Annotated in this window: 16 protein-coding genes and 1 pseudogene; 6 read left to right on the top strand and 11 right to left on the bottom strand. The window is 49.4% G+C overall.

Annotated elements, in window-relative coordinates; genetic code table 11:
- Nucleotides 1–42 precede the first annotated feature (42 nt).
- From ACFO3S_RS07530 to ACFO3S_RS07510, 5 genes are all read right to left on the bottom strand, one after another.
- A complete protein-coding gene (locus tag ACFO3S_RS07530; RefSeq protein ID WP_378093984.1) occupies nucleotides 43–1,362 on the bottom strand; it encodes an ABC transporter substrate-binding protein in 1,320 nt (439 codons plus the stop codon).
- A gap of 127 nt (nucleotides 1,363–1,489) precedes the next feature.
- Nucleotides 1,490–3,049, bottom strand: coding sequence for a response regulator transcription factor (locus ACFO3S_RS07525; RefSeq protein ID WP_378093982.1), 1,560 nt, complete (start codon nucleotides 3,047–3,049; stop codon nucleotides 1,490–1,492).
- A gap of 2 nt (nucleotides 3,050–3,051) precedes the next feature.
- Nucleotides 3,052–4,809 carry a cache domain-containing sensor histidine kinase gene (locus ACFO3S_RS07520; RefSeq protein WP_378093980.1) on the bottom strand — a complete coding sequence of 586 codons (1,758 nt, stop codon included), beginning with the start codon at nucleotides 4,807–4,809 and terminating at the stop codon, nucleotides 3,052–3,054.
- A 59-nt stretch (nucleotides 4,810–4,868) separates the two neighbouring features.
- Nucleotides 4,869–5,711, bottom strand: coding sequence for a carbohydrate ABC transporter permease (locus ACFO3S_RS07515; protein ID WP_378093978.1), 843 nt, complete (start codon nucleotides 5,709–5,711; stop codon nucleotides 4,869–4,871).
- A gap of 3 nt (nucleotides 5,712–5,714) precedes the next feature.
- Complete coding sequence (locus ACFO3S_RS07510) at nucleotides 5,715–6,647, bottom strand: carbohydrate ABC transporter permease (protein ID WP_378093975.1); 933 nt, start codon at nucleotides 6,645–6,647, stop codon at nucleotides 5,715–5,717.
- Nucleotides 6,648–6,963: 316 nt separating this feature from the next.
- Between ACFO3S_RS07510 and ACFO3S_RS07505 the strand changes: the two genes are divergently transcribed.
- Together ACFO3S_RS07505 and ACFO3S_RS07500 are read left to right on the top strand one after the other, a co-directional pair.
- Complete coding sequence (locus ACFO3S_RS07505) at nucleotides 6,964–9,549, top strand: DUF6242 domain-containing protein (RefSeq protein ID WP_378093973.1); 2,586 nt, start codon at nucleotides 6,964–6,966, stop codon at nucleotides 9,547–9,549.
- Between the two features lie 263 nt (nucleotides 9,550–9,812).
- Nucleotides 9,813–9,935, top strand: a pseudogene (locus ACFO3S_RS07500) (aldo/keto reductase); the annotation flags it as partial.
- A 127-nt stretch (nucleotides 9,936–10,062) separates the two neighbouring features.
- Here the strand turns inward: ACFO3S_RS07500 and ACFO3S_RS07495 are convergent.
- Both ACFO3S_RS07495 and ACFO3S_RS07490 read right to left on the bottom strand, forming a co-directional pair.
- Nucleotides 10,063–10,491: an SRPBCC family protein gene (locus tag ACFO3S_RS07495; protein ID WP_378093971.1), complete on the bottom strand. Its 429-nt coding sequence runs from the start codon at nucleotides 10,489–10,491 to the stop codon at nucleotides 10,063–10,065.
- Nucleotides 10,492–10,560: 69 nt separating this feature from the next.
- Nucleotides 10,561–11,517: a sigma-70 family RNA polymerase sigma factor gene (locus ACFO3S_RS07490; RefSeq protein WP_378093969.1), complete on the bottom strand. Its 957-nt coding sequence runs from the start codon at nucleotides 11,515–11,517 to the stop codon at nucleotides 10,561–10,563.
- A 300-nt stretch (nucleotides 11,518–11,817) separates the two neighbouring features.
- Between ACFO3S_RS07490 and ACFO3S_RS07485 the strand changes: the two genes are divergently transcribed.
- A complete protein-coding gene (locus ACFO3S_RS07485) occupies nucleotides 11,818–12,195 on the top strand; it encodes a hypothetical protein (protein WP_378093967.1) in 378 nt (125 codons plus the stop codon).
- A gap of 125 nt (nucleotides 12,196–12,320) precedes the next feature.
- Here ACFO3S_RS07485 and ACFO3S_RS07480 read toward each other — a convergent pair whose 3' ends face one another.
- The 4 genes from ACFO3S_RS07480 to ACFO3S_RS07465 all read right to left on the bottom strand — a co-directional run bounded on the left by ACFO3S_RS07480 (nucleotide 12,321) and on the right by ACFO3S_RS07465 (nucleotide 16,866).
- Nucleotides 12,321–13,823, bottom strand: coding sequence for a stalk domain-containing protein (locus ACFO3S_RS07480; RefSeq protein ID WP_378093965.1), 1,503 nt, complete (start codon nucleotides 13,821–13,823; stop codon nucleotides 12,321–12,323).
- A 343-nt stretch (nucleotides 13,824–14,166) separates the two neighbouring features.
- Nucleotides 14,167–14,964, bottom strand: a complete 798-nt coding sequence (locus ACFO3S_RS07475) for a helix-turn-helix domain-containing protein (protein ID WP_378093963.1) — start codon at nucleotides 14,962–14,964, stop codon at nucleotides 14,167–14,169.
- Nucleotides 14,965–15,448: 484 nt separating this feature from the next.
- On the bottom strand, nucleotides 15,449–16,117 hold the full coding sequence (locus ACFO3S_RS07470) for a DNA alkylation repair protein (protein WP_378093961.1): 669 nt from the start codon (nucleotides 16,115–16,117) through the stop codon (nucleotides 15,449–15,451).
- 98 nt (nucleotides 16,118–16,215) lie between these two features.
- Complete coding sequence (locus ACFO3S_RS07465) at nucleotides 16,216–16,866, bottom strand: TetR/AcrR family transcriptional regulator (protein ID WP_378093959.1); 651 nt, start codon at nucleotides 16,864–16,866, stop codon at nucleotides 16,216–16,218.
- Between the two features lie 128 nt (nucleotides 16,867–16,994).
- On the opposite strand from ACFO3S_RS07465, the gene ACFO3S_RS07460 reads away from it, so the two are divergent.
- The 3 genes from ACFO3S_RS07460 (at nucleotide 16,995) to ACFO3S_RS07450 (ending at nucleotide 20,841) form a co-directional block, all read left to right on the top strand.
- Nucleotides 16,995–17,825, top strand: coding sequence for an oxidoreductase (locus ACFO3S_RS07460; RefSeq protein WP_378093958.1), 831 nt, complete (start codon nucleotides 16,995–16,997; stop codon nucleotides 17,823–17,825).
- Nucleotides 17,826–18,363: 538 nt separating this feature from the next.
- Entirely contained in the window at nucleotides 18,364–19,812 is a 1,449-nt protein-coding gene (locus tag ACFO3S_RS07455; RefSeq protein ID WP_378093956.1) for a serine hydrolase domain-containing protein, read from the top strand.
- A gap of 129 nt (nucleotides 19,813–19,941) precedes the next feature.
- Nucleotides 19,942–20,841, top strand: a complete 900-nt coding sequence (locus ACFO3S_RS07450; protein ID WP_378093954.1) for a phosphotransferase family protein — start codon at nucleotides 19,942–19,944, stop codon at nucleotides 20,839–20,841.
- Nucleotides 20,842–20,959 lie beyond the last annotated feature (118 nt).

The raw sequence follows: 20,959 nt of genomic DNA, 5'->3' as shown, positions 1-20,959 counted from the left end.
TCACATCTCTTGCTTCTCTCTCGTCTTTCGGCTCGCGAACGTTTACTTCACGATTTCGTCCCACTTTTGCTTCAGCTGGTCGAAAGCTTTCTCAGGGTCGATCTGGCCGAAGCCGAGCGCTTGCGAGACTTTCGCGTATTCGTCCGTCCAGACGCCGTAGCCTTGCGGTCTTCCCGGGAACTGGTTGGCGACGGGAGCCGTTCGGTCGATAATATCGATCTGCGCCTTGTCCTGGTCGCTGAGGGTTTCTTGCAGCGTTTCCAGCACGCTCTTGTTCACGACGACCCCGCGAGACAAGCCGAGCGCGGCGCCCGCGTCTTTGTCGTTAATGAACCAGTCGATATAAGCCTTCGCTTCGTCCGGATGCTTCGTATCGGCGCTGACCGCGAAGAACTGCGTCGGCACCAGCCATGCGCCCGAGTGCTCGGCATGCGGAACGACCGTGATCGCGTATTGGCCAGGATTGACGCTATTGTAGCTGGGGAAAGCGGCCGCGTAATCGCGCTTGATCAAGGTTGTGCCGTTCAGGAAGTTATCAAGCTTTGGATCGCCCGCCTTGTGGGCTACCGTCACGTCCGCCGGCGGCACGAGCCCTTCCTTGCGGAGATCCTCGAACAGGTTGTTGAACTCGATGAACGTATCGCGGTCGATGTTGAACTTGCCGTCCGCCGTCGTAAGGAAGCCCTTGCCCTTCGACAGCTGATAAATTTCGTACTTGTCGGATTCCTGGGTGATCGTGGAGATCGAGAAATCCTCGAGCAGATACTTGCCTTTCTCCAGCTTCGGCTGCACTTTGCGCGCCGCTTCGATCCATTCGTCCCAGGAGAGGCCTTCGGCGGGCACGTTCACGCCGAGCTTGTCGAGCGCAGTCTTATTGTACATCAGGGCGATCGCGTTGCTGCCGATCGGGATGCCGTATTGCTTGCCGTCGACCATCCCCGCGCTGACGAGCGTCTTGTCTACCGCGCTCGTGTCGATCGTGCCGCCCAGATCGAGGAATTGGCCGCGCTGCGCGTAATCGACGATATTGGACGTATCGATCTGAATGATGTCAGGCAGGTTCTTGGCCGCGGACAGCGTGGCCAGCTTCGTGAAATACGTGTCGAAGCCCATATAATCCGGTGAGAACGTAATGTTGGGATGCAGCTTGCTGTACAGCTCGGTGGAGTTCAACGTTGCGGTGTGCCTGTTCTGGGAGCCCGCCCACGTAATGCCGAGTTTGATAGGCTCTCCGCCCTTGCCCGAATCGCCCGCATTCGTCGAAGCCGCGCCGTTCTGGTCGTTCGAGGATCCGCAAGCCGTCATGGTCGCGACCAACGCGATCGCCGACAAGGAAATCCCCCACTTTTTCATCCGGTTCATGACCCATTCCCTTCCCTGTGTCAGTGTGATTTGCGTTACACGTTGATTATAGTTTCAGGTGTAAGCGATACCAATAAGATAAACTAACAAAAACTTACGTAAATCAACAATCGCGCGCCGAACCTGTTTATTTCTTGACCAGGTCGGTCGGATTAACGCCGATATATTTCTTGAACTGGCTGCTGAAATACGGGGTATTGTTGTACCCGACCATCTCGGCGATCTCGTAGACGAAGTGATTGCCCTCGAGAATGAGCCGTTTCGCCTTCTCCATCCGGATTCTCGTGACGTATTGATTGAACGATTCGCCCATAACGCCGCGGAAGATCTGACCCAGGTAATTTTTCGAGATCTGCACGGCGTCCGCGAGCGCGCCCAGGGTAATCGGCTCCGCGTAATGCTCGTGCACGTAGTTTTTGATGAAATCGGCGATTTGCTTATGCTTCAGGTTGTCCCCGGTGAACTGGCTGTCGATGATCGTCGAGACGATATACGTCAGCCACGTTTGGATGTCGGCCGGCGTATATCCGTCGCCGATGCCGCTCACGGGCGGGAAAACCGGGAAGATGCTCTCCAGCTCGATGCCTACGTCGTACAGGGAGTAGGCGAATACGATCCACAGCTCGCCCGCCCACGATTTCACGTTCCGTTCGGTCATCGCCGCCGGATCGTCCAGGCGTCCGACGAACGCCTCGATGATCCTGAAAGCCTCGTCCGCGTTGTTGTTGCGAACGGCATCCGCGAGCTGCTGGTAGAACGGAAGGGAGCGCAGCGAGTTGTCGGCCGCGTTGCCAGGAATGAACAGCGCCTTGAACGAATCGGATACCCGGTTCCAGTCCTCGACGATCCTGCCCGTCTGGATGCGTACGTTGATTTTCAGCCATTCGCGCAAATACTTGTCCAGCTTGTCCTTCAGGAGCAGCACCCGCGGCATGAACCGGCCCTCCCGCTCGGCACTCCTGTCTCCGTGCAGCAGAATGACCGAGAAGTGGCTGTGCATCTCGATATAATCGTAATCGGCGAACAGCTCGTCCGCGATCTCCGTCGCAACGTTTTGAATCGCGAAGCGAAGCAGGTTCCGCCGGCGCTCCCACCGCTCCCACATCGGATTGCCGATTTCCAGCTCCAATCCGAGGACCAGATGAATCTGGCCGGACCGCCGCTCGATGAGACGGCGGATCTCGCCGAACCGACCGACGTCTCCTTGAGGCGCTCCGGTCAGCACGGACTTGAGCCATTGCTGCCTAACGAACGGCTCGTACAGGCTCATCCGGTCCTTGAGCGACGCGTATTCGCTCTCCGTCCGCCTGCTCTCCTCCAACTGGCCGATGGCGTCGCCCATGACCTTCAGCAAGCTGTCGACCGCAATCGGCTTCGACAAGTAATCCTCGATCTGCAGCCTGAGCGCCTGACGGGCGTACTCGAAGTCGGAGTAGCCGCTCAGAATGACCATTTTCCCTTTATAGCCTTCCCTTCGTAAAATCTCGATCATTTCGAGCCCGTTCATGACGGGCATATTGATATCGGTGATGACGATGTCCGGCGCAGCAGAGCGAACGAGCCTCAGCCCTTCCTCCCCGTCTATCGCTTCCCCGACCCATTCCGCGTCGAGCGCCTCCCACGGAATCGCCTCTCTCATCCCCTCGAGCAAATTCTCGTCGTCGTCGATAATTGCGATTTTCCACATGGCTATGGATGCACCTCCGTTGGATTCTGTTGCTGCAGCAGCGGCATCGTAATCTCGACTGACGTTCCGCCTTCCTCGCGGCTGACGATGTCCAGCTTGTACGCTTCCCCGAAGAAGGCCTCCATCCGCTCCCGGACGTTGCGAAGCCCGTATCCGCCTCTCGTTCTCGGCGCCTTGAGCCGGGAGCGGTCGCGAAGCCCGATGCCGTCGTCCGCGACGGTTAGGAGCAAGCTGCTTCCCGCGATCCGCCCTTCGATGCGAATCTCGCCGTTCGTCCGCCCGTGGAAGCCGTGCTTGATGCAATTTTCGACGATGGGCTGCAGCGTCATTTTCGGAATATAGCAGGCCGGCAGCGGCTCCGGAAAATCCAGCGTATACCGGATCGCGACGTTCTTGCAGATTTGCTGGATGTTCATATAACACTCGATTTGCTCCAACTCGCTGGCGATCGGGATCAGCGACTCTCCGTTGGACAGGCCGATCCGCAGCATTCTGCCCGTCAGCTCCAGCACCTTGCTCATCTTCGCGTTCTTGTCCTTGATCGCCATCCAGTTCAACTGGTCCAGCGTATTGTACAGAAAGTGCGGATTGATCATCGCTTGCAGCGCCTTGATCTCCGATTCCTTCTGCTTGTCGTATTGGATCCGCAGCGATTCGTACAAGTCCTCGATCCGATCGATCAGCTTCGTGAAGTTCTGGTACAGCTGCCCGAACTCGTTCTGGTAATCGTGAGGCAGTTCGGCCTTCACGGCGGACAGCGAATACTGCTTCATCGCGTTCACGAGCAGATGGATAGGCTTGGTCAGCCGCCTGTTCAAGTACCAGAAAATCAAGATCAAGACGAGAACGGCAAAAATGCCCACCGTTACGAGCACTTGAGCCGTGTTTCTGCTGCCTTGGACGAGCTGGCTCAGCGGCGTCACTTCGATAATCAGCCAGTTCTGGTCGCTCAGATTCGTCCATACGAGCAGCGCCTTGGAATAATATTGGAATTTGCCGCTCTGGGCGGCGAAGTTCGTGCTCCCCAGCTGCTCGTTGATCTGGGCCAGGTAGGGCGCGTTCCGGCTCTCGATCGGCTCGCTGCCCACGTAAGTGATGACGGATCCGCCCTTGTCCAGCAGCATGCGGTTGGAAGCTTCGTTCCGATCCTGAATCCACCGCTGCACTTCGCTCGTCAGGACGTCGATCGCGACGACGCCTTTATAGTCGCCGGCGATCGACGTCAGCTTGCGTACGAAGCTGACGACGGACACCTCTCCCTTGTATGAGGATGTCCGGTGCGCTCCGACCCATGTGAAGTCGGAATTCTCGACGAGCGGATACCACGTCTCGGACTTCAGCTCGTTCATATCCGCGAACTGCACGACGTCCTCCGCGCCGCTCTCGGGCGCGCCGTCCATATAGATCCGGATGTCCAGTATCGAAGGCGTGCTGAACGTAAGCGTATTCAGAGACGCCACCACGTTTCTTGCGGCAACGAAATTCAGGTAGGGTTCCTTGGGAGACGAGAGGAGTTCGAGAAGCTCGTTGTTGCGGGCTACCGACAGCGATACCGATTCGATCTGGTCGAACTGGATTTGCAGCCGATGGTTGAGGTCCGTCAACGTTCTCTCCTGGTAGGTCGAGGTATTGGCGATAATGTCCTTGACGGAGAAATAATAGCTGGTCCAGATGACGATCGCAAAAATAACAGTGATGAAAATCGTCGTCGTCCAAAAATACAGCTGATTGATGCGATATTTCTTGAACAAGCTTTCCATCAGGCAGTCCCCCCGGATCAATCGCGCGCGCCGAAGGGGATTGCCGTCCGGTGAAGTCTTTATTTCAGACCGGTAGTCGCGATCCCCTCGACGATGTAGCGCTGGCTGAAGAAAAAGATAAGCGCGCTGGGAACGACGGATAAGAGCGACATCGCGAACAATTGCCCCCACGGCGTGGCCGATTGCGAATCGACGAACAGCTTCAGGGCGAGACCTACCGTATACTTGTCGATCGACTTGATGAAGATCATATGGCCGAAGAAATCGTCCCAGTTCCACAGGAAGCAGAAGATCGCAACGGTCACGAGCGCGGGGAAGAGAAGCGGCAGAACGATGCGATAGTAGATCTTGAAGTTGCCGCAGCCGTCCATCTTGGCGGCCTCGTCCAATTCCTTCGGAATGCCGCGAATGAACTGCACGAGCAGGAAGACGAAGAACGAGCCTCCGATCCCTCCGGCGAGCGCGTGCGGAACGATAAACGGCAGGTACGTGTCGATCCACCGGAATTTATCAAACATAACATACTGCGGTACGATTGTCACTTGATTCGGCAGCATCAGCGTGAGCAGCACGATGGCGAACCAGAAGTTTTTCAGCGGAAAGCGCAATCTCGCGAAGCCGAAGGCCACCAGGCTGCAAGAGACGAGCGACGTGAACAGCACGCTGAACATCAGCTTGAACGTGTTCAGATAAAACGTGGTGAAAGAATGATTGACGATCGCATTCCATCCTTGCGTGAAATTGTCCCATGTCGGATGTCGGGGGAACAGGCCGGCCGACGACAGTTCCGCGTTCGGCTTAAACACCGCGCCGATCCACCAGAGGACGGGGTAGAACATGACGAGGCAGAGCAGGATCAAGCCGAGATGGGCGATAAGATGATGGCGCCGCACGAATGTCATAGCTTAGTCTCTCCCTTCATTCTCGTAGTGAACCCAGGTTCGCGACGTGGAGAAGATCAGCGCGGTAACGATGCCGATAATGACGAGCAAGATCCACGCGAGCGCCGAAGCGTATCCCATCTCGAAACGGGTGAAAGCCTTGTCGAACAAATAAAGCGCATACATATACGTCGCTTCAACCGGCCCGCCCTTCGTGATAATGAACGCTTGAGTGAACATCTGGAAGGAACCGATCACTTGCAGGACGAGGTTGAACAGGATGATCGGGGACAGAAGCGGCAGCGTAATCTGGAAGAAGCTCCGCACCTTGCCTGCTCCGTCCACGGACGCCGCCTCGTAGCATTCCGTCGGAATCTGCTTGAGCCCGGACAGGAAGATGACCATGGACGAGCCGAACTGCCAGACCGCCAGCACGACCAACGTGCCCAGCGCCGTCTCGGGCAGCCCGATCCAGTTCTTGCCCGCGATGTTCAAGTACTGAAGGAAGTGATTGACGATGCCGTCGATGCCGAAAATGTTGTTCCACAGAATCGCCACCGCGACGCTGGCGCCGATGAGCGACGGGAAGTAGATCACCGTCCGATAGAAGTGCATGCCCTTCAGCTTCATGTTCAGGACAAGCGCCAGCAGCAGCGCGAAAGCGAGCTTGAGCGGCACGGACGTCGCGACGAACAGGAACGTCGCTTTCAAGGAATTCACGAACGTCGAATCCCGGTTGAAAATTTTGTCGTAGTTCTGCCACCCGACCCAATTGGCGGGCTGCAAGAGCGAATAGTCGGTGAAGGAAAAATAGAGCGACTGTCCCATCGGCCAAACCGTAAGGAGCAAAAACCCGATCAGCCATGGCGCGATATATAAGTAGCCCTCGAAGGACTTGTCGCGTATTCGGCGATTGCGTCTTCCGGCCGCGGCCGCTGCGTTCTTCTGCGTGTTCATCGTATCCGTCTCCTCGTGCTAGTATCGGTTGCGCATGGCAGCGGTGTTCACAACCCCATTCTAGGACGGATGGACACTTTAATGAAGTAGACAAGATAATGAATGTTTACAGATTTCAACAATGCGGGCCGTTTTTTTATTGAAGCGCCTACGCCGAGGCGGAAACCGCACTGGAAAATAGGCAGCCTGCACGGTGACGGTAACGATTCGACCTTTTCCGGTTTCGTTCGACTGTGGACAGGCGTCGCCACTATCGAATAAAATTGCAATTGATGGAGTTTGTTGGAAGAAGCAAAATAGGGAGGCAGGGATATTTTTGATCAGCAGAATATCAGGGATTAGTTTGCTTGTGTTCGCGATGATCTTGTCCGGTAACTTGGTTGGGATTACGACAACCTATGCCGCATCCGATTCCAATAGCGTCCAGTGGTATCGGGCATCAAGTCAGATGGTGTCCAACAACCTGAACGATATTGTCGTGAACGACCGCCAAGTCTATGTAGCGGTTGGCGATGAGGGCACGATCTTGTCCTCTTCCGACGCGAAAACATGGAGTGCCGCGAACTTTACAGGCACAGTAAAATTGACGTCGGCGGCTACGAACGGGCAGGCTTTCGTGGCGGCCGGAGAGCAGACGATCGTCACTTCGAAGGATGGCGTCAACTGGACGCAGGGGAATTGGAAAAAATCTCCTACGCTTGGGGAGCTTATCTCTCCCTCATACAAAAAGGCGATAGACCAAAGCTATACGGTCAATTGGAAAACGAAATTGCCGATCTCATCTTTGAACGTCGAAAGCGTGATCTGGGACGGTCAGCGCTTTGTGGCGATCGGGTACTGGAGAGCAGAGGCGGGAAAACCGAAAAAGAAAAACGCGGCGGAACCCCAGACGGCTTCGCTAAGCGGAACGTTTGCCATAACTTCCCCCGATGGCCTCAAGTGGGATATTAAAGGCATTGACGCGTACGGCAATAAGCTCGTTTTTACCGGAAAAAAGTACGTAGCGATCAATTTCAACAGGGTCTATATCTCTGCGGATCTGGTCGAATGGAAAGAGTATGTTCCGGAGGCGTTCAAGTCAAGAACCGCTTTTTCATTCAAAGATTTGATCTATCAGAACGGGACGTTCTTCGCTGTTTACTGGGACCCCGGCATCAGCGCCCAGACCGGAGTGATCTATACGTCAAAGGACGGGATCCATTGGAAAGAAGAGACCTCCGGCTTTAAAAACAGGGTCATGAACACGATTTTATGGGACGGGGTGCAGTATTGGATCGGCGGCGCCCACGGCCTCCTGCTTCGTTCCGAGAACGGAACGGACTGGGAGCATTGGAAAGATGCCGTCAACAATCCGTGGGATAACGTTGACCTCGCCGGCGAGGAAGCAGCCATCAACAAGATGATTTACGACGGCAAGCGTTATGTTCTCGTTGGCAATCGCGGAACGATTATCCTCTCCGACAACTTAATGAGCGCTGAAGTTGTTCGCCAGCGAATCGCCGTCGATTATAAATATATCGATTATGACGGCAACCGTTATGTAGCCGGAGGAGCAATGGGGCCCCTTATGGAATCCCCGGACGGTTACGACTGGCAGCCTGCGGACTTGGGCAATTTTACGGGATCATATTTCCATTGGACGGGAGTGGCTGCAGGGAATGGCATCGTAATCGCTCTCGGGCGTATACAGGATGGTCTGGCCATCGAGAACGAGGAGTATTATTATTCTCCGCGTCCCGGCGCTTGGGAGCGGAAAAAGTTTCCGTTGAAGGTAAGAGCCCCGGACGGCGTCGAATTCAGAGACGGGAAATTTTACGTGTACGATGACGGAGGCTATATGGCTTCGACGGATGGAATCAATTGGAGCAGGCTGGTCAAGTTGAATCCTCCGATGGAAAGGGTCGTCTCGAACGGCAAAGTCAAGGTAGGATTGACGGCGATGACGATTGACAAGACGAGTACTGTTCGCCCCGGTGGCGACGTGTATGCATCGCCTGACGGGTCGAAATGGACGACAGCGAAAATCCGGCAAAACAATAAAAGCGTGCCGTTCGCCGGCAAGGATCTTGTATGGAACGGCAAGAGGTTCATTGCCGTTGGCGTAGCGTGGCCGCATCCGCCGGAGTATGAACCCGCGGTCTTCTCCTCCTCGGACGGCTTATCCTGGAGTTACCGATTGACCGAAGCCCGCCTCGAAAGCATGGCCTGCAGCGTGCAAGCTTGCGTCGCGGCAAGCGATGACGGAGATTTATATGCCTCCAAAAGCGACTTAAAGTTCCAGGCTTCTCCGCGGCCGACCGCGCATCGCATTTCGAAGGTGCTGTGGGACGGAGAGAAATTTATCGCATTGGGCAAAAGCGGCACGATTCTGGTATCCAAAAAGCCGCCCGGGGCAAACAAGTTTGTAGAAGAGCAGATCGTGCCGTTCACGATCAAGTACGACCCGAACGCCGCCGCCATTTTGGAAGCTGCGCTGGAACAGGAAGCCGCCGCATTTCGGGCCGAAGCAGAGAAGCAGGTCGCTGTCGTCAAACGAATCGGAAGCGAGAACAAGTACGAACCCTTCGTCCAAGAGAAATACGATGAATGGCTGTGTCGCCTGAATTCCATCGAATATATGGAATATTATTTTTATAAATCAGGAGAGTACCGAAATAAGCTGTCATTCGCCGTGTTCTTCAACGGCATCGACCGCAGACAGCTCAAAACGGCCGGCGAAATTATCGGAGAGCATATCGGGGCCTCGCAGGACGAAGTGAATGCGGCGTTGAAAACCATCGTGGACGGAGGAAATACGAACGCTAACGGGACCGCTCGGGTCGGCGACATCGTGATGAAATATACGCTGACCATGGTCCAGGGTCAAAACAGTCCATACGGCGAGCTCGAGATTTGGTATTAAAAAAAACCATTCACGGAAGAAAATCCCTCAATTCGTCTTGGGACGGGTTGGGGGATTTTATTCGGATCGCCGACCGGATTTGCCCGTCAGCCATTGGTGGGTCGCAATCCCCTAATCATGAGACCCACTACAAAAATGTGCGTATTTTGTCTAAACACTCATTGACGACTTCATTAGGAGCTTTTCCGACAATATCGATGCGTCTAGCTCGCCAATCAAGATTTTTGATCTGATCCGTTATCGCCCCTTGTTCTTTGATGATGGCGATCGGGGTTAGCAACTTCCTGCCCGACCATCTGATGGACCTCATCGCGCACAATGAAATCGTGCCCGCCGTCAACCAGATCGAAACGCACCCCTTCTACCAGCAGTCGGACCCCATTGCCTCAGGTAAGAATCCGCCTAATAAAAAACCCGATAGAATGGAGTTACTCCACTCTATCGGGTTTTTGATTTCGGATGATGTGGGTTGTTTCCACACCTTCACTTCTGATTCAGCCACGGCATCGTCAATTATTTGGATTCTTCCGTATATCGCTTGAAATTGTCCAAAATCGCTTGCCAGCCCGACTGCTGAAAATCAACGGGGTGACTATTTTCGGCGTCGAAGGTTTCAATGACCTTCGTTGTCTCGCCTTGATCGACGAACGTAATCTCTACCTTACGGCCATCTCCCATAGTGTAAGAAATCGTCTTATGAAGCTTCACTTCATCATATATTCCGCCAAAATCAAAGCCCATGCTGCCATCCTTCGCTTCCATTCTGGTTACGAACTTTCCGCCGACTCGCAAATCATTTTCCGCATGCGGCGCATGCCAGTCCTCGGAAGCCTGATTCCACTTGATAATGTGCTCCGGCTCGGTCCAAGAGCTCCATACTTTGGCTACAGGGGCTTGAACGACGGCCTCTACTGTTACTTTTACCGGTTTGCTTGTTTCCATTGTGAATGACACCTCTCTAAGGGTATTTTTTTGCCTCTCCCTTCTATAGACGAATGCCAAGCTTTAAATTCATCGGTCTAATTGTTCCGGAAGCCCCAATCGAGAAAATAATTTTGTGTTTATGAAGTTTTGAACATGTCGTATGCGATTATCCTTCACTTCTAGGACGTGGACTCCCCAAGGCACCAGAACAGACCCGTCCTTGCTCGGCATATACTGTGCCAAAGCCGGATAACCGCCATTCACGGTGGCCGGCAAAAATTTAGACCCCTCGCAATGCCAGCGCGTAAGCGTGAAGAACTTGAACAAGTCGTCCTGGCCGCTTACCCACATAGGGAATGGAGGCATAGACATACAGCCTTCCTCATGGAACAGCGATACAAGCGCGTTAATATCAAATTGTTCGAAGGCCTCCACATACCGGGAGAGGAGATCCGGTTCGGGCTCCGCATCCATCCTGCTGATCTCGTCGGAACGAAGCTGCGTCCGGCTCATCGTCTCTCTGGCACGCTGCAAAGCACTGTTCACGGCCGCCGGCGACATATTCAAGGTTTCCGCGATTTGTTTGGAGGACCATTCAAAAACATCCTTCAAAATGAGAACCGCCCGTTGACGAGGCGGCAAGGCTTGTAGCAGGGCGATAAAGCAGAGCTTAAGGGTATCCCTGCGAACGAGAATGTCTTCCGGGCTTCCCCCAAAATCAGGCGAAGGCCAAATCCAGGCGGATTCTGGCAGGGTCTCGCTCGGTGCGACAATGGCTGCCGCCGGATCGGACAGGTCAACGGGAAGAACCCGGCGCTTGGCCTGCCTCAGCTTGTCCAGACATAAGTTCGACGCGATCCGGTAGATCCATGTTTTAATGGAGGCTTCCTGCCTGAACACGTCCCAGCTTTGCCAAGCCCTAATGTACGTTTCCTGAACCGCATCGTCCGCATCATCCATAGAACCTAACATTCGATAACAAAACGCTGTTAACCCCGGCTTATAGCTCTCAAACAATTTCATATCAAAAGCTGCTCCGCTCATCTTGACCTCCCCAGAATCGTTCTCCTCTCATCATAATCGAAGCGTTCGGCTTCGGCGAGATCTTTCGTATTTATTAGCAGACGACCAGGCACCAAAATTCCATCTCACGAAATTCCACCGAGTTCAGGCCGCCTGCTGCCGGGCACGATGCGGTGAGTCTGTGTGAGTGTCGATAACCTCCGGACACGCCCAAAATTAAAAAACCTTCCATGCCGGAAGGTCGTCCTGTGATAATATTTAGCTATCGGGATCGATTCGGTTATTCCGATCCCACAAGCAACGGATTCGGGAGGCCGGAAAATGAGCGTCATTCTGTGGATCCTCGGTTCGCTCGCCGCAGTCGCAGTCCTACTCGTGACAGCGGCGGGAACTTACGCGGCGCTGAAGGGAAGAGGCAACGAGCTTGACGTCAGGCGGGACGAGCACGGCAACGTGATCCTGCTCGATACTCCCAGCATGCGCATCGGTGCCGCCTCCGCGTACGACCAGACGATCGAGATGGAGAAGCGGGGACACGTGAACTCCGACGGCATGAGTTGGAACGACCGTTGGCTGGGTACGATCTGCTCGATTCGGAAAAATACCGAGAACCCGGAATGGTACGTTCAATATATCATCGACCAGCGGCGCAAGGCGGGACTCCCCGAGCTCGAAGGGGTCGACGAAGCCTGGCCGTGAGGCGGTTAATCACGAGTAAACAGCTTCAATAAAGGTATTTTGGTGGATTCTCTTCTTAATATCTTATGCGTCGTTCTGAATGGAGCCATGATCAACTTGCTCCTACAAAGTGAGCATGAGTTCTGTTATTCCGTCTTATTCTCGAATATAATGACCATTTTTTTGCTGCCTAAATATTCAACAGAAGTGTTAAGCTGCTCCGACACAAAGCGTACAGGAACAAAAGTGCTGTTATTTCTCAGTAGTAAAGGAGCGTCGGACATTACGGTTTGTTGGTTGATCTTAACTTGCTTATTCCCCACATGCCAACGAATCGTTTTACCGTCTCTTTGAATCGTTACCTCTTTCGTATTCTGGCTCCATTTTACTTTTGCCCCAAGTTTCTCGGAAATGAAACGAATAGGAACGTAGGTACGGCCTTTCTGTATGAAAGGAGCTGCTGTTATCTTGTAGATTCTGTCGCCCAAATAAGCTGTCTTGTTGCCGACCATCAACCGCTGAGTCTTACGCTGAGACAGAATACCATAAGGATCCGCATTCAATTTATTAAATACTTTATAGGTTGGGGTTCCTTGGCTTAAATCCAAGTAGTTATCGTTCAACTGCAGTCCGTATCGCTCCGCCCCCGTGTCCCAATGGAAATCATAACGATGATTTTGAATCGGCTCCAAATTCCACACCCGGTTATTGTTCAAATGCAGGATTTTTAGAGCTTTCAAATTTCTTAGCGGTTCCAGGTTCCACACTCGGTTGTTATCCAAGTAGAGGGTACCCAGCTTGTTCAAATGGTTTAACGGCTCTAGATCTTTAATCTTGTTGGAGGATAGATCCAATGAAGACAAGTTCGTTAATTTCGCTAAAGGAGCAAGACTCTCGATTTTATTGTTGTTAGCAGAGAGACCTCCGAGATTATGGAACCCTTCCAGAATCTTAAGATCAGTAATCTGGTTGCCATCAATCTCTAGATACGTCAGACTTTTGGACAGCATCCGTAACGGCGAAAAATCCTTAAATTTATTGTTAGAGATATCCAGGTAGGTCAGCTTTTTTAGGTGGCCGAGGGGAGCTATGTCTTCGATCGCATTGTCGCTTATTTTCAAATACACTAATTCTGCGGCACTGGAGAGCGCCTGAACATTCGAAATTTGATTGTGGTCGGCGTCTAACTCGACTAGACGGGGCAGCTGCTTCACTACATCCAAGGATGAAATCTGATTCCGGCTTACTAACAGATATTTCATCTCCTTCAGAGCCGACAATTCCTCAATCGAGGAAATTCGATTCCCTTTCAGGCTAAGATTACGGAGCTTTGAAAGGTTCTTTAGCGGTGTGAGATCAGTAATCTCATTATTGTCTAAATCGAGTTTCATGACATTGACGGCATACTCCAATCCTTGCAGATCTTTAATTCCTTTACCTGTCAAAGATACGGAGGTGAGAGATTCTAAATCCGCTTTGGTAAGTGGCTCATCGTCTTTTTTACCTAGCCACGAATGAATCGCTTTTTCGAGATTTTCATCTTTAATAATCGGTTCTTGGCTAGAAGCTTCCATCGAAGCTTGTCCTGGAAGAACCAAGCTTAGAACAATAATAAAAATAAATAAGCGTAAAGCAGTACGTTTCTTCATGAAGTTGGCTCCTCCGGTGACTGAATTATGTGTATATTGCCTCGAGCCTTGTAAGACCAAACCTAATGTATATCCGGTATGCTATTGAAAAATTAGTATAACACCAGAAACCTTCTTATCGGGCAGGAAAATACTGGTCAGCATGAATCAATGCTTATAACCGTTTACGATACCAATCAAAAGGGAAGCCCACTATGCCCATTGTGGCTAACACTGAACGGCTTAATGGCAGGATTGTCAACCTTCAATGCCCGATTCTGCTTTCATAAATCTACACAGAAAGCCGCCAAAGTATTCGGTGGCCCTATTAACAATAGGCACCATCCTTGTGTTATACATTGATTTATGGGCCAAGCTTTTTAGCAAGCTTTTTCCCGACTTTTCTCCAGAAACCGTTATTTCTCCCATTAATATGCTTCTCATTGTGAATTAGCAGACTATAGGAAGACCACAGCATAGATGTTCGAATAATTGCATATGCACCCATGGCGATCAAAACGACACAAACCGGATAATATGGGACTAATGCGCCTTCGGAGATCCCCTTTCTCTCTAGCAAAAAAGCCATTCCGCCTACCACCACCATACCAGCACCGACGATGATTACGGTTGCGTACCTACTCTTCAATCGGTTCAAGCGTTCCATCAATTGCTTCACATAACCCTGATCCAGCATAAGTGCTTCTTTCTCCAGTACGTGGTACCGTTCCTCGTCTTTAAGTATGGCAGATATGAGCGTAATGACTCCTCCTGCCGCTAACAAAATAATAAGAAAGGAGTATACGACCGGTTCCTGTCGAAACATCAAATACGGCAAACAAGCCAATATCAGCAGGAACACGCCTGACGCGATGCGATTGGTTGACTTCTGCTGATGACTCAAATACCCTTCCGCCATCTCTTGGCTGACATAATACCCACGCTCTTCAACTCCGCCCTTCACCTCGCTCTCCTTCAGCAAATAATCGATGGACACTTCGAACAGGTTGCCGATCATTAGCAGCTTTTCGGTTTCGGGGAACCCTTGACCGTTTTCCCACTTGCTGACTGCCTGTCTGGTCGTGCCTAGTTTTTCGGCCAGCACTTCCTGGGAATAACCCTTTTCTTTTCTAAGTTGCAACAATTTCTCGCTAAAAGTCATTGGCTTGATCTCCTTTGCTATTTGTGACCTTAAGTATAGAAAAACAATGGAGTCAATGCTATATAATTGAGGTTGCGTTAGCGCCACTTACAGTTGCAAATGCGTAATAGTCAGAAAATCGGTAACATAATTGCCGCCTTTTTGGCCCCCGGTTTATCGGCAAATCTCCCTAAGTGACAGAGAAAATGCATTTGGTTGGTGCGGATAGGGCATGAGGCCGGGAAAATTAATGATAAACCATTCCCGTTCTAAAATACGGAAAATATTTTCATTTGTGACAAATAGAAAGGCCCCTGCAAGCGACAGGAGCCTTATCTTCATTATGGTTCGCATACACTTATACCGCCTACCCCAACGTCCTTGTCCGATGAATTGGCCGATCCGCAGCTTGGAGTGAACCATGATCCCACCAGTAAGTATGCGAACATCATCCCTCGTTACTAGCCGCCCGTTTGCGACAGATGAAAGCTTTGTTACGGATGAACTAATGATTATTTCGTTTGTTAATTTCAATCGCAATGAACTCCGGCAAATAATTGGGAGTACAGCCCTTCGATACCATTTCATCTTTATAAAGACCCGTTTTCTCACCAAGTTTAATACAACGTGCACGATTCTTTTCATCATAAACGCCTATCCAGCCTGCAGTGAAATTCATCGCCCATTGAACTTCCGGTTCTTCCTGCGTAATATTAGCTTCTAATGTAGATAGTAAGTGTGCGGTGTTATCAGGCGGTGTTTGTCCAGTCCATCTCAATCGCGCTTGATAATACCAGAAGGCTCGCCTTTGAAGAGCAGAAGGGCTATTTTCCCATGACTCCATCCATGCAATTGTCTTCTTGTCTTTGGTGAGCTGATTAGCCATTAACCAATCCATTAAGTTATTGCGCTCATCAAAAGTGTGAGTCTGCATATCTTTATCAAGCTTATCTAGCACTTCTTGTGAAAAAAGTTTTTTATCCATAATTAAGATTGCCAATAGTCTGGGCAAATACTCTTCGGTTGACCACAGCTCCATTGCTAGTTCGTGATCTTTTTTAATGTCCTTCGCGATTTTTCGCAAGTCGCCTAGCTTAGTTTCACTATTGATCTGTGCTAGAATGTTTTCTGCTTTGGAAGAGCGTTTCATTTCCGTACTTTTATTCTTATTCATTTGACACAACCCCTTTACTAAAGCACTAAAGAGCGAGTTTTTATCCTGCCGCAGCATACCTTTTCCACTATAAAATTTGAATTTAACACTTCAGTTTCTCACTTTAATTTGCTGTTCAAATAACTTGCCGTATAAGCTACGAATTCAGAAACGTCGTCAACAAAGTCAAAAGACTCATAAGGGATTCCCGCTTGCTCCATAGCTTGTTTTTGGATCGGTGCCGGCGATGTATAAGGAAATAAACCTATCACGTAATAGGATTGCAACTGAAAGAATTTATCAATGGTTTTATCATCCCATGCGGGAAAAACGATTTTAAGTACATCATTTGCCTCGGACATTATATTCAGATACTGTTTTTTAAAATCAACAAGCTTTTCGAGAGAAACATTTCTCTCAATCATCGTAAAGAGAATAGAAATAAGCTTTAAAAACCTTTGATGCCGGTACAAAACTTGTGCCCACTGGTGCGAAAAACCTTGAATATCGCGAGTCATGTCAGTGACAAAAGTCCCTCGGATGTCATCTAACCAATCTGTGAATTCATCCAAAGCTACCAAAAGATAAATTTCCTCTTTTGAAGAGATATATTTATATAGATTACCGCGCGTAAATGTGGTTTCATTGGCAATTTTGGCCAGTTCAATTTTATGGAATTGCTCTGTATCAAGTAGCTTAATCGCTGCTTTTTTAATCTGCTCCACTCTGATCTTTCGTTGCTCATCATTTCTTACTCGATCAAATTCCATCCTTAGTACCCCCTTCGAAAAAAATTATAGCATATATAACTTGCGTAACCTTCAACAACAATTTATAATAACCGTAAATTAACGTGACGTCACGTTACTTAAAAAGCGCAAATCCGGAAAGGGATGGCATGTACATGAATAAGCCGAAAGTTGTTTTGGTCACAGGAGCATCGGCAGGCATAGGCAAAGCCACAGTGGAGTTGCTTTTACGAGAAGGATTTGTTGTATATGGGGCCGCCAGGCGAGTCGAACAAATGAAAGATATTGAATCCAAAGGTGCGCGGATTATAGCAATGGATGTAACCGACGATGTATCCATGATCCATGGTGTAAACCAAATCATGAAGGAACAAGGCAGAATCGACGTATTATTCAATAATGCAGGGTATGGTTCCTATGGGTCGGTCGAAGATGTACCACTAGAGGAAGCAAGACGCCAATTTGAAGTGAACCTTTTTGGATTAAGTCGTCTAACGCAATTGGTTCTTCCTGTAATGAGACAGCAAAAATCAGGGAAGATCATCAATACTTCATCAGCTGGCGGCAAGGTTTATACGCTGCTCGGTGCCTGGTACCATGCAGCCAAACATGCCCTGGAAGGGTTCTCCGATTGTCTGCGCCTGGAAGTCAAGCCGTTCGGTATTGACGTCATTATTATTGAGCCAGGGGCTACTGAAAGTGAATGGTCAAAGATTGTATTCCAACATGTGCAGAAAACTTCCGGGAATACTGCATACAGTAAAATAGCCAATGCTTTTATCAAAACATTTGAAAAGCTTGAAAAATCGAGTACTGTTTATCCTCCTGATCGTGTCGCGCGATTGGTATCAGAAGCGATCCGATCGAAAAAACCAAAAACAAGATATGTGGCAGGCAATGCCCGGCCCGTATTATTCATGCGGAAAGTCTTGTCGGATAAAATGTTTGATCGTATTCTCAATCGAACATTTGGGATATGATCGCTTGACGGTTCTCCGAGGATTTCTTGTTTCGTTCAAGCGGATCTTCGGAGTGACTCGCTATAAACGATCGGACGCATAGTAAGAACAACAGAAACAGACGGATATCCGAGTTAACGAATCCTAATCGCCCGGAGGCCGGATGGAAGGAACATAGATGCCCCGAGCCTTGACGGCCGTGAGCCGGCCTCAGCGTCTGCGTCACCAATTCCTTCGTCATCCGGTCGCCCATGTGCCCAGCCGGCGATTTTGCAGGAGTACCCGTCCATTACGCTCGCCACTGTCCACTATTTAGTCTAGTATCACCCTTCCGCTAATGAAGCAGGGGGGGGCTTTTTGTGTTCCTGGCAAAATAGTTCGTAGTAAGTAGAAGATTATGATAGCAATCTATTTTTTTATATCGTATGATTTTTCACATACACTAAGATTTTACAAAAATAAGCTTCATAATATATATCTTATTACACTTTAGGGGAATAAGGCGTACCGCGGATTATTTATATTTTCCGTACGGGAGTTTTTTCGGAATGGAGAAACTATGAAAAAAATGATTGTCTTTATGATTGCATCACTTATACTGTTCACCGGATTCGCGACACCAAGTTATGCATTGTCAAATTCGCAATCCGATTCAATACAAACATTGTTGGATGATGCAAGCCGTATATCTGGTGTACCGGGAATATCCATCTCAATACTTGCGAACAATGAAGTGCTCTTCTTTTCTTCCGGGTACGCAGATCGTGAAAAGGGACTGTCGGCAAGTGAAAATACTCTATATGAGCTGGCTTCGGTAAGTAAAGCTTTCACCGGCATGGGTATTCTGCTGATGGAAGAACAAGGACTGCTGTCCATGTCAGACTCTATCCAGAAATATTTGCCTTGGTTTACGCTAAAGTATCAGAAGAAACACGTTGATATGCAAAGTATGACACTCAATCATTTTTTACACCATACTAGCGGCTTAACAAATGGCCGTCACAGTCAAAACATTCCACAAGGCAATACGCCGGATATGTTGCCAAAAACCGTAGAAATGCTCGTAGATTCTGAATTGTCTTTCTATCCTGGTGAGCAGTATCATTACGGAACTGTTAATTATGACGTATTAGGTCTGGTTATTGAGATTGTGTCGGGACAAAGCTATGAAGACTTTATGAGGGAACAGGTATTTCAGCCGTTGGGTCTTCACCAGACGTATGTTTATAAGGAAGATGCACAGGCTACCGGACAGTTGGCTCAGGGCTACCGTTCTTCCTTTTTTATGACAACTCCATATAACGCTCCGGATTATTCCGGGAATAAACCCGCAGGCTACATCATTTCTTGTACAAAAGATATGGCGCGTTGGATGGGCATACAGATGGGTATTGTGCAGGACATACCCGAAATATTCCATAAGGTTATCGAAAAATCGCATCAGGGTGATCGGTCTGTTCCGGCTGTCAACGAAATGTATTATGCGGCGGGCTGGTCGGTAAACGCCAACCAAACGATTATAAAGCACCCAGGGAGCAATCCCAATTTCGGAACCGAAGTGGTCATACTGCCAAATGAACGAATAGCCATCTGCTTGCTGACCAACGGCGCAAATATCAATAGGAGCATGGTACTAAAAGTTAAAGATATATTAGACGGCAATCTGACGCAGTCCTATGAAATAAGCGGCACACAGCTTTTGGATATCATTTTGTCGTCTGCCACAATTATTCTTTGCCTATTGGCTGTTCTGTTCTTTCTCTTAGGATTACGCAGAAGGAAAACGAATGAGCGGCAGCCCATGACAAAAAAGCGAATAATCGTAACCGCTATTTTGCTGATTGCTACGATTATCCAGTGTATAATGTGCTGTGCATTAGATTGGTCAACGATACTTATTTGGCAAACCTATAGTGTTCTTACAGCTTTGATTTCGTCGGCATTATTAACAGCAAGCATTACATGGTTTGTATACGCTCGCCGATATAATGCCTCGCTCCGAAAATAAGCATTTCTTTCGTTCGCACCCCCTATTTTTCGCCTTATTTATGATGCAGTTCAGCCTAACGGGTATATCGGCGAAAATGCTAGATGTAAAAATGTGTTTGTAACAAATGTGTTGGGAGGGAACGCTGAAATGATTCCTACATGCTTATCAGATTATTGCTCAAAGATACCCCTGCTGAATGAGGTTGCTAAATGGGCACCATTGAGGAAATGGGCTCTTTCGGAAGTTTACCGAGTAAAGCTGACAACAGGTGAATCACGAATAATTAAATGGGGCGGGAGTGAGATGGCAGGAGAAGCGGGCATTTACCGAAATCTAGTGCATCCACTACAAATCAAGGCCCCACAGATCTTTAAGTTTGTACAGCTGAAGGACAGCGGAGTAATGGTCATGGAGGATGTGGGTGAATATAATTTGGAACAGCAACCGCATCCTGCTCATTTTCTTGAGGCGTCAAGGGAACTAGCGAGACTAAGAGTGAGTGCAACTGCCAACTTAGAAAGAATGCTCTCTAAGAAGGTCATTGACACTTACTCAGTTTCAATGGAAAACTTTCTGGAGCTACTTGATGATCTATTGAAATCCAAAAAGTTAGCAGACACCGAAGTTTTATTAAAACTCAAGAAAGTGTTACCTCGTCATTTAGAAAGACTCTATCAAACGCTACCAACCTCAATAGTACATCATGATTATCATGCAAAGAACCTATTGATTCAAGACAATGGCATTATGCCAATCGATTGGTCCATTGCATATCTAAGCCCTCATCTTGGAGACCTATATTGCTTGATTACAGAAGCACACGCTTGGAGTAATCTCTCAAGAGAAGAAATGATTTCAGCATACCTTGACGTACCTGATCTTCAAATTGATCATCTAAACTGGCAAGTGCAAATAGGCGGTTTATGTTGGCTGATTAAAACATTACGTTGGCTTGTTTATGGTGGTACAGATATAATCCCTGGATCAGAAACTTGGATACCTGATCTGCTGAAGGATGTAGAAAATCTATACCTGGAAATTGTATAACTTTTCTTGCATTCCGAGCTTGTGAAGTGAAAGCATTTATAGACATATATCATATCCGTGAGCCAGTACCTAGACCCCTTTTCGAGGGGTCATTTTAAAGCAGACTTCGCCGAAAGCT

Source organism: Cohnella hongkongensis (assembly GCF_042654645.1).
Taxonomy (GTDB): Bacteria; Bacillota; Bacilli; order Paenibacillales; family Paenibacillaceae; genus Cohnella; species Cohnella hongkongensis.
The sequence above is the reverse complement of the archived record's forward strand: the minus strand, read 5'-3'. Positions and strand labels throughout refer to the sequence as shown.